This is a genomic window from Nocardia pseudovaccinii NBRC 100343 (assembly GCF_001613225.1).
In the GTDB taxonomy this organism is placed as follows: domain Bacteria; phylum Actinomycetota; class Actinomycetes; order Mycobacteriales; family Mycobacteriaceae; genus Nocardia; species Nocardia pseudovaccinii.
Window position 1 is genome coordinate 1 of sequence record NZ_BDBY01000090.1, and the last position, 15,528, is coordinate 15,528.

The 15,528-nt window shown below is 64.0% G+C and carries 13 protein-coding genes; 11 read left to right on the forward strand and 2 right to left on the reverse strand.

Annotated features, from left to right (window positions below; genetic code table 11):
* The 6 genes from NP3_RS09790 to NP3_RS09815 form a co-directional block, all read left to right on the forward strand.
* A partial coding sequence (locus NP3_RS09790; protein WP_063039901.1) for an ABC transporter family substrate-binding protein occupies positions 1 to 1,431 on the forward strand: 1,431 nt, incomplete at its 5' end.
* A complete protein-coding gene (locus NP3_RS09795) occupies positions 1,428 to 3,113 on the forward strand; it encodes an ABC transporter family substrate-binding protein (protein WP_245720874.1) in 1,686 nt (561 codons plus the stop codon). The genes NP3_RS09790 and NP3_RS09795, both read left to right, overlap by 4 nt.
* Entirely contained in the window at positions 3,110 to 4,768 is a 1,659-nt protein-coding gene (locus NP3_RS09800) for an ABC transporter family substrate-binding protein (RefSeq protein WP_063039905.1), read from the forward strand. Before NP3_RS09795 ends, NP3_RS09800 begins: the two co-directional genes overlap by 4 nt.
* Positions 4,765 to 5,532, forward strand: coding sequence for a hypothetical protein (locus NP3_RS09805; RefSeq protein ID WP_063039907.1), 768 nt, complete (start codon positions 4,765 to 4,767; stop codon positions 5,530 to 5,532). The genes NP3_RS09800 and NP3_RS09805 overlap by 4 nt, the downstream gene beginning before the upstream one ends.
* 188 nt (positions 5,533 to 5,720) lie before the next feature.
* A complete protein-coding gene (locus NP3_RS09810) occupies positions 5,721 to 6,458 on the forward strand; it encodes a FadR/GntR family transcriptional regulator (RefSeq protein ID WP_063039909.1) in 738 nt (245 codons plus the stop codon).
* A gap of 108 nt (positions 6,459 to 6,566) precedes the next feature.
* On the forward strand, positions 6,567 to 7,271 hold the full coding sequence (locus NP3_RS09815; protein ID WP_084508403.1) for a sterol desaturase family protein: 705 nt from the start codon (positions 6,567 to 6,569) through the stop codon (positions 7,269 to 7,271).
* 5 nt (positions 7,272 to 7,276) lie between these two features.
* Here the strand turns inward: NP3_RS09815 and NP3_RS09820 are convergent, their stop codons facing one another.
* The gene (locus tag NP3_RS09820) at positions 7,277 to 7,834 is read right to left on the reverse strand and encodes a TetR/AcrR family transcriptional regulator (RefSeq protein WP_063039951.1); all 558 of its coding nucleotides are present in this window, start codon (positions 7,832 to 7,834) and stop codon (positions 7,277 to 7,279) included.
* A 118-nt stretch (positions 7,835 to 7,952) separates the two neighbouring features.
* On the opposite strand from NP3_RS09820, the gene NP3_RS09825 reads away from it, so the two are divergent.
* The 5 genes from NP3_RS09825 (at position 7,953) to NP3_RS46580 (ending at position 14,826) form a co-directional block, all read left to right on the forward strand.
* Positions 7,953 to 8,708, forward strand: coding sequence for a carboxymuconolactone decarboxylase family protein (locus NP3_RS09825; RefSeq protein ID WP_063039911.1), 756 nt, complete (start codon positions 7,953 to 7,955; stop codon positions 8,706 to 8,708).
* A 153-nt stretch (positions 8,709 to 8,861) separates the two neighbouring features.
* Entirely contained in the window at positions 8,862 to 9,767 is a 906-nt protein-coding gene (locus tag NP3_RS09830; RefSeq protein ID WP_063039952.1) for a DUF8832 domain-containing protein, read from the forward strand.
* Between the two features lie 34 nt (positions 9,768 to 9,801).
* The gene (locus NP3_RS09835) at positions 9,802 to 12,084 is read left to right on the forward strand and encodes a heavy metal translocating P-type ATPase (protein ID WP_063039913.1); all 2,283 of its coding nucleotides are present in this window, start codon (positions 9,802 to 9,804) and stop codon (positions 12,082 to 12,084) included.
* 417 nt (positions 12,085 to 12,501) lie between these two features.
* Entirely contained in the window at positions 12,502 to 12,738 is a 237-nt protein-coding gene (locus NP3_RS09840) for a hypothetical protein (RefSeq protein ID WP_063039915.1), read from the forward strand.
* 69 nt (positions 12,739 to 12,807) lie between these two features.
* Positions 12,808 to 14,826 (forward strand): hypothetical protein, encoded by a 2,019-nt coding sequence (locus NP3_RS46580; RefSeq protein ID WP_169814470.1) that lies wholly within the window; start codon positions 12,808 to 12,810, stop codon positions 14,824 to 14,826.
* A 5-nt stretch (positions 14,827 to 14,831) separates the two neighbouring features.
* Here NP3_RS46580 and NP3_RS09850 read toward each other — a convergent pair whose 3' ends face one another.
* Positions 14,832 to 15,488, reverse strand: a complete 657-nt coding sequence (locus NP3_RS09850; RefSeq protein ID WP_063039919.1) for a maleylpyruvate isomerase family mycothiol-dependent enzyme — start codon at positions 15,486 to 15,488, stop codon at positions 14,832 to 14,834.
* Between the last annotated feature and the right edge of the window lie 40 nt (positions 15,489 to 15,528).

Below are 15,528 nucleotides of genomic sequence, written 5' to 3' on the forward strand. Positions count from 1 at the left end.
AATATCGAACGGCCGCTGATGCCGCGCTCGTTCAATACCGATGCCGCAGGCCAATTGTCGGTCGACAAGGACTATTTCACCGATATCGCGCTGACCAACACCGACCCGCAGCAGGTCACCTACACGATCAATCCGCAGGCGGTCTGGTCCGACGGCAATCCGATCACCTGGGAAGACATCAAATCCGAGGCCGACGCGCTCAGCGGTAAGGACAAGCGATTCCTGATCGCCATCACCAACGGCTTCGAATTCGTGGACAAGGTGGAGCGCGGCGTCGACGACCGCCAGGCCGTTCTGACCTTCAGCCACCCCTACGCCGAATGGCGCGGCCAGTTCGCGGGCAATGCCTCACTGTTCCCGAAATCCGTTACCGCCGACCCGGATTCGTTCAACAACAGCCTCGCCAATGCGATGGGACCCAGTGCCGGACCATTCCAGGTCGTCTCCACCGACCGGTCGCAGGGTCGAATCGTGCTGGGCCACAATCCGAAATGGTGGGGGGCAAGGCCCAAACTCGACACCATCACCTACAGCGTGCTCGATCACTCGGCCTGGACGACGGCGCTGCAGAACAACGAACTCGACCTGGTGCAGCTGACCACGGTCGACGACGTCCAGACGGTGCGCAATACCGGCGGCCTGGTGGTGCGCCGCGCGCCGGGTAATCGCTGGCGCCACATCACCTTCAACGGCGCGCCGGGGTCCATCCTGTCCGATGCCAAGGTGCGCGTTGCCATTTCGAAGGCCATCGATCGGCAGGCGATCGTCACCGCGATTCAGAACGGGCTGGTCGAGAATCCGAAGCCGCTGAACAATCACATCTTCCTGCAGGGACAGGCGGGCTATCAGGACAACAGCCTCGGCTTCGATCCGACCGCCGCGGCACGCGAACTCGACGAGGCGGGGTGGAAGCTCAACGGCGATGTGCGCGAGAAGGACGGGCGCAAGCTCGTCATCCGCGATGTCATGTACAACGATCCGACCTGGGTGCAGATCGCCCAGATCATCCAGCAGAACCTCGCGAAAATCGGCGTGGGGCTGACCATCGACACCAGGCCCGGCGCGGGGTATTTCACCGATGTCATCCAGCCCGGCGATTTCGACGCCGCCCAGTTCATCTGGGCGGGTGATGCGTTCGCGTTCAGCAGTATTCGACAGGCGTACTACTACGACCCGAACGATTTGCAGGGCAATTACGCCCGCGTCGGCTCGCCGGAGCTCAATGCCCTGATCGATCGCACCCTCTCGGAACTGGATCCCGCGAAGGCGCTCGAGCTGGCCAATGAGGTGGATCGCAAGGTGTTCGAGGAGGGTCATTCGCTGCCACTGATGCAGAGCGACGGCAGCTACGGCGTCCGCGCGAATCTCGCCAATATCGGTTCCCCCGGCCTCGCGTCCTACGACTACACCAAGATCGGATTCATGAATTGACAACAGCACGCATCGCCCGGCAGCGCCGGGTGGGAATTCGGATCGCGGCACCCGCCGTCGCCATCGCGCTGATTCTGTCCGGGTGCGGGTCGGGCGACGACGTGACGGCGGGTTCCAGCTCGATCGGCACGGCCAACGACATCAATCCGAAGGACGTCGGCGACCTGCGCGACGGCGGGAACCTGCGGCTGGCGCTGACGAACTTCCCGGCGACCTTCAATGCATCGCACGTCGACTCCGACGGTGAGGTTTCCGAGCTGGTCGGGTGGGCGCTGCCGGGCTCGATCAAATCCGATGCTGCGGGCAATATCACCACCGACACCAACTATTTCGCCGAGATCAAACTCACCAATACGAATCCGCAGACCATCGTCTACACGATCAACCCCAAGGCGGTCTGGACCGACGGCACGCCCATCACCTGGGAAGATCTGAAATCCCAGGCCGAAGCGCTCAGCGGACGCAATCCAGCCTTCCAGGTGAAGGCAACCCAGGGCTACGCTCAGATCGGCACGGTCGAACGCGGTGCCGACGACCGGCAGGCAATCGTCACCATGGCCCAGCACTATGCGGAATGGCAGGGCAATTTCGACATCCTGTATCCCAAGGCGTCGACCGCGACCCCGCAGGCCTTCAACGACATCGACCGCAATGGGCTGCCGGTTTCGGCGGGTCCGTTCATGATTTCGTCGATAGATAAGGCGCAGCAGCGCATCGTATTGAGCCGCAATCCGAAGTGGTGGGGTGATACACCGAAGCTGGATACGGTCACCTACAGCGTGCTCGATTACTCTGCCCGGCTGAACGCACTGCAGAACAACGAACTGGATTCGGCGACGGTATCGGGCATCGATGAGGTCAAGACGGCCTCGAACGCACCCGGCATCAAGGTGCGTCGCGCGCCCGCGCTGCGCTTCTCGCACTTCACCTTCAATGGCGCGCCCGGCTCGATACTCGCGGATCCCAAACTGCGCGTTGCCATTTCGAAGGGTATCGATCGGCAGGCCATCGCGACCTCGGCCCAGCAGGGCGTCGTGGTCGACCCGAAGCCACTCGACAACCACATTTTCATGGTTGGCCAGAAGGGCTATCAGAATAATGCGGCATCGGTGGCGTACAACCCCGAGCAGGCCGCCAAAGAACTCGATGATCTCGGGTGGAAGCTCAACGGCGACGTTCGTGAAAAGGACGGCCGCAAGCTGGAAATCCGCGATGTGATGTACCAGCAGGAGAGCTGGGTGCAGATGGCCCAGATCGCGCAGCAGAATCTGGCCAAGATCGGCGTCAAGCTGCTCATCCAGACCTACCCGGGCAATGGACTTTTCACCGATGTGGTCGACCCGGGCAACTTCGACATCGTCCAGTTCACCTGGAGCGGTGGCATCCTCCCGCTCGGTGCGCTACCGCAGATCTACGCCTTCGACCCGGCGAATACGTTGAGCAATAAGGGCAAGATCGGCTCGCCCGAACTGAATGCGCTGATCGAGCGGACGATCGCCGAACTCGATCCCGAAAAGGCCATCGAGCTGGCGAACGAATGCGACAAGATGATCTTCGACGAGGGCTTCTCGCTGCCGATCGTGCAGTCCGCGGGCACCGTGGCGGTGCGCGAGGGACTTGCCAATTACGGCGCCTTCGGCCTCGCGTCGGCCGATTACACCAAGGTCGGGTTCCAGAAATGAGATTCGCAACCGCGGTAGCAGTTCCAGTTGTCGCGCTCGGTTTGATCGTGACCGGATGCGCCGACAACAGTATTACCCCGGGCACGGTCGATATCGGTAGTACCAACGACATCAATCCGAAGGATCGCAGCGAACTGCGCGACGGCGGCAATCTGCGGCTGGCGCTCAGCTCGTTCCCGGAGTCGTTCAACTATCTGCACGTCGACGGCAATACCGAAAGCACTGCCTCCGTTATCAATCCGACCCTGCCGTCACCGTGGGTCAGCAATGCGGCGGGTGAGCTGACGGTCGACCACAATTACTTCACCGACATCAAGCTGACGAATACCAGCCCCCAGCAGGTCACCTACACGATCAACCCGAAGGCCGTATGGTCCGACGGCAGCCCGATCACCTGGGAGGATCTGCGATCGGAGGCGGCCGCGCTCAGCGGTAAGGATCCCGGTTTCCTCATCTCGTCGGCCAGTGGATTCGACCGAGTCGGGAAGGTCGAGCGCGGCGTGGACGATCGACAGGCGATCGTCACCTTCGACAAGCCGTACGCCGAATGGCAGGGACAGTTCTCGCCGCTGTATCCCAAGTCGGTCACCGCGAATCCGGAGGCATTCAGCAATGTCGATCGCGATGGTCTGCCGGTCAGTTCGGGGCCGTTCGTACTCACTTCCATCGATCGCGCGCAGAACCGGATCACCCTGGGACGCAATCCGAAATGGTGGGGCGATACGCCGAAACTGGACACCATCACGCTGAGCGTGCTCGACTCCTCGGCAGTGCTGCCAGGTATCCAGAACAACGAGATCGACTACGCGTACATGTCCGGGATCGAGAATGTAACCGGCGCCCGGAATTCGAAGAATGTGGTCATCCGGCGCACACCGGAGCCGAGCTGGTCGCATCTGACCTTCAACGGCGCACCCGGCGCGTTGCTGTCGGATCCGCAACTGCGGATTGCCATTTCGAAGGCGATCGATCGGCAGGCGCTGGTGAGTGCCGCCCAGAACGGTGTCGTCGACAACCCGACACCGCTGAACAACCACATCTACATGAAGGGACAGAAGGGCTACCAGGACAATTCGGCCCCCATCGCCTTCGATCCGGACGAGGCGGCGCGGATGCTCGACGCGCTCGGCTGGAAGCTCAACGGCGACGTTCGCGAAAAGGACGGCCGCAAACTCGAATTGCGCGATGTGATGTACCAGCAAGAAGCCTGGGTGCAGACCGCGCAGATCGTGCAGCAGAACCTGGCACGGGTCGGGGTGAAGATGACCATCCAGACCGTGCCCGGCAGCGGTCTGTTCAAGAATGTGATCGATCCGGGCAACTTCGATATCGCCCAGTTCAGCTGGGGCGGTAGCGTTCTCCCACTGGGCGCGCTGCCGCAGATCTACGCCTACGATCCGGCGAATCTGATGGGCAATAAGGCCCGCATCGGATCCCCGGAATTGAATGCGCTGATCGAGCAGACCATTGCCGAACTCGATCCGGCGAAGGCCATCGAGCTGGCCAACAAATGCGATCAGATGATCTTCGCCGAAGGCTATTCGGTGCCATTGCAGCAGGCCTCGGGCACCTACGCGGTGCGCGACAACCTCGCCAACTACGGCGCCTTCGGCCTCGCCTCCCCCGACTACACCAAAGTCGGCTTCCTGAAGTGAAATTCGGACCGGGCCACCCCCTGGCCTATCCGGTCTGCGTGACGATCGGCGCCCTGGTTGTCTGCCTGGCCTGGGCGCCGTTCGGCGATTTGGACCAGGTGGCGGCATTGGCGACGGTCGCGCTCGGAATTCTGGGCTATACCGGTTCTCAACTCGCCAGGGCATTGGGCTATCTGACGAACGGTTTGGCGGATATCGGCCCACCGCGCGGGAATACGGCTCGCAGCGACGGCGGCTCACAGTTCGGAACGGACGGGAGTGCGGATTCCGGCCGCGGCAGGGAAACCGAAGGCGGCCACGGCCTGCGAACCGTAGAGATCAAACGGGTGCGACAGCAGCATCGGCTCGTCAGCCGAAGCTGGCTCGAGATCACCGAGAACTATCGAACTCGCTGGTTGCCAGTGTTTTTCGAGCCAGCGCTGCTCGGTATGACGGCGACCGAGGCCGATGTGACCGACACCTCCGTCGACACCGCCACGCTGCACCTCTATCCATCCGGAAAGGCACGGACCTCCGAACCGCCGGGCCGCCTGATCGACAATCCCTCCCGTCGCGATCCCGACGCCGCAATTCTCGCCACCGATTCCGCGCGGGTCCGCCGCCGCCTCCTGCTCGACGCCCAATCCACCGTCGCCGCGCCTTTCGCAGCCCTTATGTGGATCTACGTCGCCGCGGGTGGCTTCATCGCCTTTCTCGCCGCCACCTCGGTTGCCGCCGCCACCGCGATCTGGCTCGCCGCCATTCGCGGCTCCGACCCCAGCTGATCCCGAATCGCCCACGGCCGCACCAGCGGCCGACCGACATCGGCCCTCGCTCCAGATCCTGACCGGTGTCGCGCCATCGCGGACCGCATCGACTCGTCGAGTTGCAGCGGCGCATCAGCACGACCACTCCCAAGATGCAATTGGTCTGACCACTTGACCTCCTGACCTTTTAGGCGCAGAGTGAGGGTATGGCGTTGCAACCTGTGGTCAAGCGGTCGGTATCGGGCGATGTATTCGAGCAGATCGCGGCGGATGTGCTCAGTGGGGAGTTGGCGCCCGGCGCGACGCTGCCCAGTGAGCGGCAGTTGGCGGAGGCACTGGGAGTTTCGCGGCCCGCGGTGCGCGAGGCGCTGCAGCGGTTGGCGGCCGCGGGACTGGTGGCGGTCCGGCAGGGAGATGCCACCACCGTGCTGGACTACCGGCGCGGGGCCGGGCTGGAGGTGCTGCCGCGACTGCTGGTTCAGGCCGGTGAGCTGGAACCGAAGGTCGCGCGCAGCATTCTGGAAGCGCGGCTGCACAACGGACCGAAGGTGGCCGAACTCGCGGCGATCCGGCTCGGCAGAACCGAGTCGGCCACCGTGCGCGCCGCCCTGGATCGTACGGTCGAAGCGCTTGCCGCCGAACAGGATCCGATCGCACAGCAGCGGCATGCGATGGAGTTCTGGGATCACGTCGTCGACGCCGCCGACTCCATCGTCTTCCGGCTGATGTTCAACATGTTGCGCGCCGCCTACGAACCCGCGCTCGCGGCGCTGGCCCCGATCATGTCCGCCGAGGTGGGCAATGTCGAGGCCTATCGAAACCTGGCCGCCGCCATCGAGGCCGGTGCGCCGGAACAGGCCTCGAGTACCGCTCGGGCGCTGCTCGAACCGGCGACTACGGCCCTGATCGAAGTATTGGAGGGCACCGAAGACATCGAACGCTGACGGCGATATGCGATCCGGAGTCGACATCCCGGATCACCGTGGCGGTTCGGAATATCGCTCGGTCGCCACCGCATGGACGGCACCGACTGGCTCCACCAAGGAAAGACCATGACGAAACCACAATCATCCAGCAAGGATTCGGCCACAGCGCGTGTGCGTCAGGACGAGCGACCCCTGCGCCGCGGCCTCACCCTCGCCGCCGCCTTCCGCGAATTCATCCGGCACCCCTCGCCGTGGCTGATCGGCACCACCCTGGTCGCGGCGCTGGTCGCCCGGATCATCGTGGGCGACTGGCAATCGACCGATGCGCTGGTACCCGCCGTCATGCTCGCGGTCTTCCCGGTCTTCGAATGGATCGTGCACGTCACGGTATTGCATTGGCGGCCGAGGCAACTCGGCCCGCTTCCGATCGATAGCGAACTGGCCCGCAAACACCGTGAGCACCATGTGGATCCGCGCAATATCCCGCTGATCTTCATCCCGACCAAGACGCTTTCGGTACTGGTTGTCGTCCTGATCGCGATCGCGACCCTGGCCTTCCCCCGGCTCGGCCTCGGCCTGACCTTCCTGCTGATGATCACCGCACTCGGCCTCGGCTACGAGTGGACCCACTATCTGATCCACACCGACTACAAGCCGAAAGGCTCGCTCTACCGGGCGGTTTGGCGCAACCATCGCCATCACCACTACAAGAACGAGCACTACTGGTTCACCGTGACGACCTCCGGCACCGCCGACCGTCTGCTCGGCACCTATCCGGACCCGGCGACCACCGAAGCCTCACCCACCGCCCGACGTCTCCATTCCGCCTGACGGGCTCAGTCCGCCGCGAGCAGGCGGCGCGCGATCGCCCCGGCACGGTTCGCCGCTGCCGGGGAGTTCTCGCGTACGGCCGTGACTATCGCACCGTCGACGAGCAACGCGAATTCGGCGGCCAACTCCTCGGCATCGGATCGGCCTGCGGCGGTGAGGGTCTCGCCGAGATAGTCGATGACGCGTCGCTTGTGCCGATCGGCGGCCCGATGGGCGGCCGAGTCCGGGTCGGCCACCTCGACCATGGTGTTGATGAAAGCGCAGCCGCGGAAGTCGTTGCGGGCGAAGCGTTCCGAGAGTGCGTCGAAGACGGCGAGCGGGCGGTCCGCCGGGTCGCTCGCCTTCGCTTCGACGGATTCCCGTAACCACGCCAGCCAGCGCCGATCCCGATCCTCGAGTACCGCGACGACCAGGTCGTCCTTGCTCGCGAAGTGGCGATAGAAGGAGGCGCGGCCGACGCCGGACTCCTGCAGCAGGCGATCGACGCCGACCGCCCTGATGCCCTCGGCATAGAAAAGTTCCTCGGCCGTGGTGAGTAGTCGCTGCTTGGCCTGTGTTGCCATGGCATCACCATACCAGGACGGCACCGATCGGTACCATCTGACTTGATACATTCGGCACCGATCAGTACCGTTCAATTCGGTACCGATCAGTACCATCACGTTCGAGTTTGGAGTCACGATGTCTCGGCTACCGCTTGTATCGACCGAAATCGCCGACGCCGAGCAGGCCGACCTGCTCACCGAGGTGCAGCGCCAACTGGGCCGGGTTCCGAATCTCTACGCCGCCATGGCGAACAGCCCCGCGACACTGCGCGGATACCTGAACATGCGCGACGCGCTCACCCGCGGCAAGCTCTCGGCCCGTATCCGCGAACAGCTGGCCCTGCTGGTCGCGAGCGAAAACGGTTGCGACTACTGCATAGCCGCGCACAGCATGCGAGCGGGGCGGATGGGTTTCACCGAGGAGGCCATCGCGGCCACCCGCGCGGCGCATGCCGATGATCCGCATGCGGATGCGGTACTGCAGGTCGCGCGCGAGGTGCTGCGATCGCGCGGCCGGGTCGACGATCACGTCATCGACTCGGCCCGCGAGCGTGGCGTGAGCGATGCCGAGTTGAGCGAGGTGGTCGGTCATATCGCACTGAATGTGCTGTCGAACTACTTCAATCACGTCGCCCAGCCGGAGCTGGACTTCCCTCCCGCCGAACCCACGAAAGGCAACACGATGAACGCGAAATGGCGTAACGCCACCAAAGTCGCCCTGGTCGATGGGTATTCACTGCTCGACCGGGATGGACGGCCGGTTCGGACGATCGATGACGTGAAGGTGTCGATCGAGGGCGGATTCCTGCACATCAAGATCGCGGAGTCGGCCGAGGTACAGGTGGTTTCGGCGCCCGCGGTGGCGCTGGTCACTTACCGCCCCGAAGCCTGAGCATCGCAGACGAGAGCCCGGCCCGGTCCAGTACCGCGCCGGGCTCTCGTCTGCATACCCGCACCCCGTACCAGCTTGACAATGTACCCTAGGGGGGTATGGTAGAGCCGAGTTCGACGGACGGTCCGCCGAATGATCCGAACGGAGCCCCTGATGAACGCAGCAAGCAAGTTCACCGGCTTCACCCTCGGTCTCGCGGCGGTCTTCGGGATCGCACTGGCCGTCGGTGCCACGCTCGGGCCGGAACCCACCGAGTCCGCGCACGACGCGAAGGGGCGCGAGGCTATGAGCGAGTCCGAGGAGCTGCCCGCCGGACTCATGGCCAGCGAAAACGGCTACACCCTGCGCTTGGACACCGCGCAGACCACCGCGGCGGCGAATGTTCCGCTGCGGTTTCGCATCCTGAACCGCGACGGCGCACCCGTCACCAGCTACGTGCGCAGCCACGACAAGGATCTGCACCTCATCGTGGTCCGCCGCGATATGGCCGCCTTCCAGCACGTGCATCCGGTACTCGACCAGGCCGGAGCCTGGAGCGTCCCGCTGGATCTCACCCGCGCCGGTGACTACCGGGTCTTCGCCGACTTCACACCCGATGGCGGTAAGAATCTGACGCTCGGCGCCGATCTTCGGGTCGCGGGCAACTACGACGCGCAGGCACTGCCCGCGCCGTCGACTACCGCGCAGGTCGGCGAGTACACCGTCGCGCTGAACGGCACGGTCACGCCGGGCCAGGCCTCGAAGGTCGTGCTCTCGGTCAGCCGCAATGGCAAACCGGTCACCGATCTGCAGCCCTACCTGGGGGCCTATGGTCACCTCGTGGCATTGCGCGCCGCCGATCTCGCCTATTTGCACGTCCATCCGGAGGGCAGCCCCGGCGACGGTATGACCCCGGCCGGACCAGGCATTACCTTCTACGTCGATGCGCCGAGCACGGGCGACTACCGACTCTTCCTGGATTTCCAGCACCAAGGCGTGGTTCGCACCGCCGAATTCACCCTCTCGGTTGCCGGTTCCGCGCCCATCCCGGCAGCCGAACCTGCCGGACACGGCCACTGATCACTACCCTGAGTCGCACAGAACGGAGCACACGATGACCACCGCGACACAACCATCCGCCGGACAGGTCGAATTGGTGATCGGTGGCATGACCTGCGCGTCCTGCGCCAATCGCATCGAGAAGAAGCTGAACAGGCTCGACGGCGTCACCGCGACGGTCAACTATGCGACGGAGAAGGCGCGGGTCGACTTCAGCGGTGATATCTCACCGGAGCAGTTGATCGCCACCGTGGAACAGGCCGGTTATACCGCCGCACTGCCAATCGAGGAGCCCGGGGAAACGGCCACGGAAGAGGATCCGACGGCGGCGCTGCGGACCCGGCTGCTGGTTTCGCTGGTGCTGACGGTTCCGGTCATCGCGCTGGCGATGGTGCCCGCACTCCAGGTCGACAACTGGCAGTGGCTTTCGCTGACGCTGGCCGCGCCGGTCGTGGTGTGGGGCGCACTACCCTTCCACCGCGCCGCGTTGGCCAACCTGCGGCATGGCACCGCCACCATGGACACCCTGGTCTCGATGGGCACGCTCGCGGCGTTCGGCTGGTCGCTGTATGCGCTGTTCTGGGGCACGGCCGGGATGCCCGGCATGAAGCATCCGTTCGAGTTGACCATCGCGCGGATGGACGGCACCGGCAGCATCTACCTGGAGGCCGCGGCGGGCGTCACCACCTTCATCCTGGCCGGACGCTACTTCGAGGCGCGCTCGAAGCGGCGGGCCGGGGCGGCGCTGCGGGCGCTGCTCGAGCTGGGCGCGAAGGAAGTCTCGGTGCTGCGCGGTACAGGGGGACGGCAGCCGACGGAGTCGGCGGGGTGGGCAAACGCAGTGGAGCAGCGAATTCCGGTCGAGCAGTTGAGCGTTGGCGACACGTTCGTGGTGCGGCCCGGTGAGAAGATCGCCACCGACGGCGTGGTCGTCGAGGGTTCCTCGGCGGTCGACGCCTCGATGCTCACCGGCGAATCGGTGCCGGTGGAGGTCGCTCCCGAGGATGCGGTGGTCGGCGCGACGGTCAATGTCGGCGGCCGGATCGTGGTGCGTGCCAATCGCATCGGCGCCGACACCCAGCTGGCTCAGATGGCGAAACTGGTCGAGGAAGCGCAAACCGGTAAGGCGCAAGCGCAGCGGTTGGCGGACCGGATCTCCGGGATCTTCGTGCCGATCGTGATCGCACTGTCGGTCGCGACGCTCGGATTCTGGTTGGGCACCGGCGGTTCGGTCGCCGCGGCCTTTACTGCCGCGGTCGCGGTTCTGATCATCGCCTGCCCCTGCGCCCTCGGGCTGGCCACGCCGACGGCACTGCTGGTCGGCACCGGGCGCGGTGCGCAGCTCGGCGTTCTGATCAAGGGTCCGGAGGTGCTGGAGTCGACCCGTCGGGTGGATACCGTGGTGCTCGACAAGACCGGCACCGTCACCACCGGCAAGATGACCCTGCTGGATGTCATTGCCGCCGAAGGTGAGGACACCGCCGAGGTGCTGGCGCTGGCCGGGGCGCTGGAGGATTCGTCGGAGCACCCGATCGCCCAGGCGATCGCCAAGGGTGCCCGGGACAAGGTCGGTGTGCTGCGGCAGGTCGAGGATTTCGCGAATATCGAGGGCCTCGGCGTGCAGGGTGTGGTGGACGGCCATGCGGTGATCGTCGGGCGCGCAAGGCTGCTCGCGGACTGGTCGCAACACCTGGACGGCGACCTCGAGCAGGCCATGCACACTGCCGAAACCGATGGCAGGACCGCCGTCGCGGTGGGTTGGGACGGTCGGGCACGCGGCGTGCTCGTGGTCGCGGATGCGGTGAAACCCACTTCCGCCGACGCGATCTCGCAGCTGAAGGCGCTCGGTCTCACCCCGATCATGCTGACCGGCGACAATGCCGCCGCGGCGAAAGCCATTGCGGCGCAGGTCGGTATCGATGAGGTGATCGCGGAGGTGCTGCCCGCCGACAAGGTCGACGCCGTCAAGCGGCTGCAGGCCGAGGGCAAGGTGGTGGCGATGGTCGGCGACGGCGTCAACGATGCCGCGGCCCTGGCCCAGGCCGACCTCGGCCTGGCGATGGGCACCGGAACCGATGTCGCCATCGAGGCCAGCGACCTGACCCTGGTCCGCGGTGACTTGCGCGCGGCCGCCGATGCGATCCGGCTGTCCCGCAGGACCCTCGGCACCATCAAGGGCAATCTGTTCTGGGCTTTCGCCTACAACGTCGCGGCGATTCCGCTGGCCATGGCCGGACTGCTGAACCCGATGCTCGCGGGCGCCGCGATGGCGTTCTCCTCGGTCTTCGTGGTCAGCAACAGTCTGCGCTTGCGCGGCTTCCGCTCCACCGCGCAATAGGAATCGGGCGGGACGGCGTCCACGGCCGTCCCGCCCGATTCCTATGGCTCACTGCGGAATGCCGCTATTTGCCAGACCCATCGCGGCACTTCCGGTGGCCCATGCGGCAGCGGCACTTCCGGTCATGCCCAAAAGGGAAAGCAGAATCATCGGTTCGACCTTTCGTAGAGCAACGATCAGCAATCGAAAACTACTGCGGCCCAAGGGCGTCCGCAATCAGCTGCGCGATACTCTCGGCAACCTCTCGCGACATTGCCAGTCAATTCCCAGCAAGAAAATTTCGCGTTTACCTGAGCGCGGTCGACGCCCGCTGAACCGGTTCGCCCAGTGGACTATCGCCTGGACGCTTGTGCGCCTGTCGAGGCAGTGTCGACAGGCCGGTCACCACAGCCCGTCACCGCACTCAGGAGCCAGCCGATGCCCATCATGAACAATCCCGAAGTCCCTCCCGCCGTACACGTTCACATCGAGCGGAACGCCGATGCGATCCGCCCGATCGGACCGCTCGAGGTGACCGTCACCACGGAGCTGGTCGACAAGTTCTCCAGCGGCGCAAGGCAATTGATTTCACGATCGGCACCGGTTCGCGACGAGGGCGATCCCCCTGGACCGGTTCGTGACGAAGGCGGGCCGCCCACCAAAGACGAGCTGTAAGGATCTCAGCGAGGTGGATCTGCGATGGTTCGATTCATAACAATGCGGCGGCCCGACGGAGCGAGCGGAATGCGGCGGATCTTGGCGCTGTTCCTCGCGGTTTGCTGTTCGGTAGGTGCGAATAATGCTGCAGCCCAAACAGATGCGGGTGCACAGCGCGCACCGTTGACAGTCGCCTCCGGCGATTGGGGCAAACTATCGGGAAGTCCGGCTCGGCAGATAAAAGCGATCTACTTCTTTCCCGGAAACCCAAGGGCCGCGGCACTGCATCTCTACACCCAAACTCCGCTGAACCCGCAGGTCGACTTCCATTGGTCCGACGACCCCGCGGCGCGAACCGCAACGGTTTCACGTATGCGAGAGGTCGGCGCCAATACGATCTTCGAAGTCTACAAAGGGTATGAAGATTGTGGTCCGAATTTCATGGATTACACGCTCGACGCCTTCATGGGACTTTGGGACGTTTTGGATCAGGAAAATGCCCAGCCTCCTATGAAAATCGTTCCGTCGATGGAGGAAATCTGGGATATCCGTCATCCCGACGGAAGTTGCCCACTGCGGTTCAATGTAGCGGATGCGTTGAACCCGGTGAACCTCGAGGTCGCAATCGACCACGTCGCGGGTTTGGTGAATATCATCAAGTCCAGAAATAAGATGGCACACTGGGCGCAGATGTTCGACCGCACCGGCACGCCACGCTACGCAATCAATCTGCCCGGCGCCGGGTCCAAGCACATTGCTCCGCTCGACGATTCAAAATTCATCACCGCACTCGATACTCTCGCGCGCGAAGTCGAGGCCAAAACGACGGTCAAGATCGGCTTTACCCTGGACCCGATAGTACGAGGCCGGTCAGAGTACAGTCTCACCCGCCGCAACGGCGAAGACGTCCAGGTGGCAGATCTGAGCACCTCCGAATCCCTCCTTGCGATAGTGCCCTTCATATCAGAATTGGATGGCATCGCCGCGTTCTGCAGTCCACGAGCGAGCGACGGCGGCATGGTCGACTGCAACGCATTCCCAGAGGAATACCAGAAGGTAATGCGTTACAAGAAGAATTTCATCAAAGGTTGGGCCGCAAAAGGTGTGCCGACCTTCTTGGATTTGGACCGCGGCTACGACGGCCACCTCGTCGACAACCCCGCAGCGCTCAACCCGCCGGGGAAAGGTGTGATCATCGGTGACGAATCCGAACGAGCCCTGGACTGGCTGAACGTGCAGAGCGAGATCAAGGGCCATCAGGGCGATGGAAATCCCGGCGTAGTCGGCGTCATCTACAACACGTGGAATGGTTACACCGAGGGTATCGCAGGCGTACCGACCACCAGACCCGCCTGGAACGAAAAAGGGACGAATCAAGACCTTGATCCATCCGCGCCCGGACCAGGAGTCCTGCTTCCGGTGCCCAAACCGTACACGCGCACACAATGTGGGCAATGGTGCGAAAAATACGATTTCGGAAATATCGACCTCATGTGGTTGCAGAGCGTCTTCGCAGTCGACCCGGGACTGTGTGATCATTACTACTACGAGTTTCGGCCAGATCCCGGCGGGGATTACCAGCCACAGCCGGTGTACCACGTCTTCGGCAGCATCTGCGAAAAGTTCACACAACGTTACGGGCAAATCGGTGTCCTTGGCGTTCCGCGTGGAGATTCGAACAATGCCGATATTCCGAGTTGGGTATACCAGGAATTCGCCAACGGTCGTGTCTACTGGAACGGGGCGACCGGCGCTCACGAAGTCCACGGCGGTATCTATGCGCATTACCACTCGCTCGGCCTCGAAAACGGAGCGCTCGGGGCTCCACTCACCGATGAAACGGGGACACCCGATGGCCGCGGCTTTTTCAACGCCTTCCAGAACGGTTCGATCTATTGGACCCCACAAACCTTGGGACAAGGTGTCTGGAGCGGCGTCCGCGACGAGTGGGCACGCCTGGGATATGAGCGCGGTTGGCTCGGCTACCCGACGAGCGATACGCGGCCGAAAGGCGCTTTGTGCTCGGGCTCGATGTCGAACACATTCGAGCACGGCGAAATCGAATGGTGCCCGAGCGACGGCCGCGTCGAGGTGAACCGCTATTAAGAGCATTACCGTCGGTCACGTTGCGAGAACAGCGTTGCTCCGGCACCGGTGAGCTGGTCCCATGCGTGCTGGCGACCGGTCACGATCAGGAGCAGGGCGGCGACCGGGCCGGTGATGGTGGATCCGTCGCCTGCGGCCCAGTCGGTGTCGGTTGCGGCGAGGCGGTAGCCGGTGAATTTCTTGCGGGCGTGGAATGGGGCGCCCATTGTCCAGATTCGGTGGATGGCCGCTCGCGCGGCGGCGACCGCCATTTCGCGGGTGATGCCGAGTGGGACCGCGATGTCTTGGCCGTGCACCAGCAGGTCCATCAGGCGATCGGCCGGTGTGGTGCCGACCGCCGTGACCCGTGCGTCGATGCTGTCGCGCAACTCGCCGAGCAGCTGCTGGGTCGGGATGTGGTCCGCGTGACGAATGGCGGTATCGCGGATCGCCCGGTCCAGGCTGCCGCGGGCGCGGATCACATTGATCAGGATCCAGCCGATCGAGGCCCGGGCCGACAGCACGACGTGCGCGACGACGTCGCGTACCCGCCAGCCATCGCACAGTGAAGGATGGTCCCAGTCGGCTTCCGACAGCGGCTCCAATAGCTCGACGAGACTGGCTCGCTCGGTGGCGACTGCCCGCCAGATCTGGTCGGTGCTCATCATGGTGTCCTCGGCCATCCGCGTATCTCCTTGTCCCGGTGGGTGTTCCAGTAGGGTA

Bases quoted from the DNA above. Each gene is read 5' to 3' on its own strand.
- NP3_RS09825 (WP_063039911.1), top strand. From the start codon at position 7,953: ATGTCTCGGCTACCGCTTGTATCGACCGAAATCGCCGACGCCGAGCAG.
- NP3_RS09835 (WP_063039913.1), top strand. From the start codon at position 9,802: ATGACCACCGCGACACAACCATCCGCCGGACAGGTCGAATTGGTGATC.
- NP3_RS09830 (WP_063039952.1), top strand. From the start codon at position 8,862: ATGAACGCAGCAAGCAAGTTCACCGGCTTCACCCTCGGTCTCGCGGCG.
- NP3_RS09820 (WP_063039951.1), bottom strand. From the start codon at position 7,834: ATGGCAACACAGGCCAAGCAGCGACTACTCACCACGGCCGAGGAACTT.
- NP3_RS09815 (WP_084508403.1), top strand. From the start codon at position 6,567: ATGACGAAACCACAATCATCCAGCAAGGATTCGGCCACAGCGCGTGTG.
- NP3_RS09800 (WP_063039905.1), top strand. From the start codon at position 3,110: ATGAGATTCGCAACCGCGGTAGCAGTTCCAGTTGTCGCGCTCGGTTTG.
- NP3_RS09850 (WP_063039919.1), bottom strand. From the start codon at position 15,488: ATGGCCGAGGACACCATGATGAGCACCGACCAGATCTGGCGGGCAGTC.
- NP3_RS09840 (WP_063039915.1), top strand. From the start codon at position 12,502: ATGCCCATCATGAACAATCCCGAAGTCCCTCCCGCCGTACACGTTCAC.
- NP3_RS46580 (WP_169814470.1), top strand. From the start codon at position 12,808: ATGCGGCGGATCTTGGCGCTGTTCCTCGCGGTTTGCTGTTCGGTAGGT.
- NP3_RS09810 (WP_063039909.1), top strand. From the start codon at position 5,721: ATGGCGTTGCAACCTGTGGTCAAGCGGTCGGTATCGGGCGATGTATTC.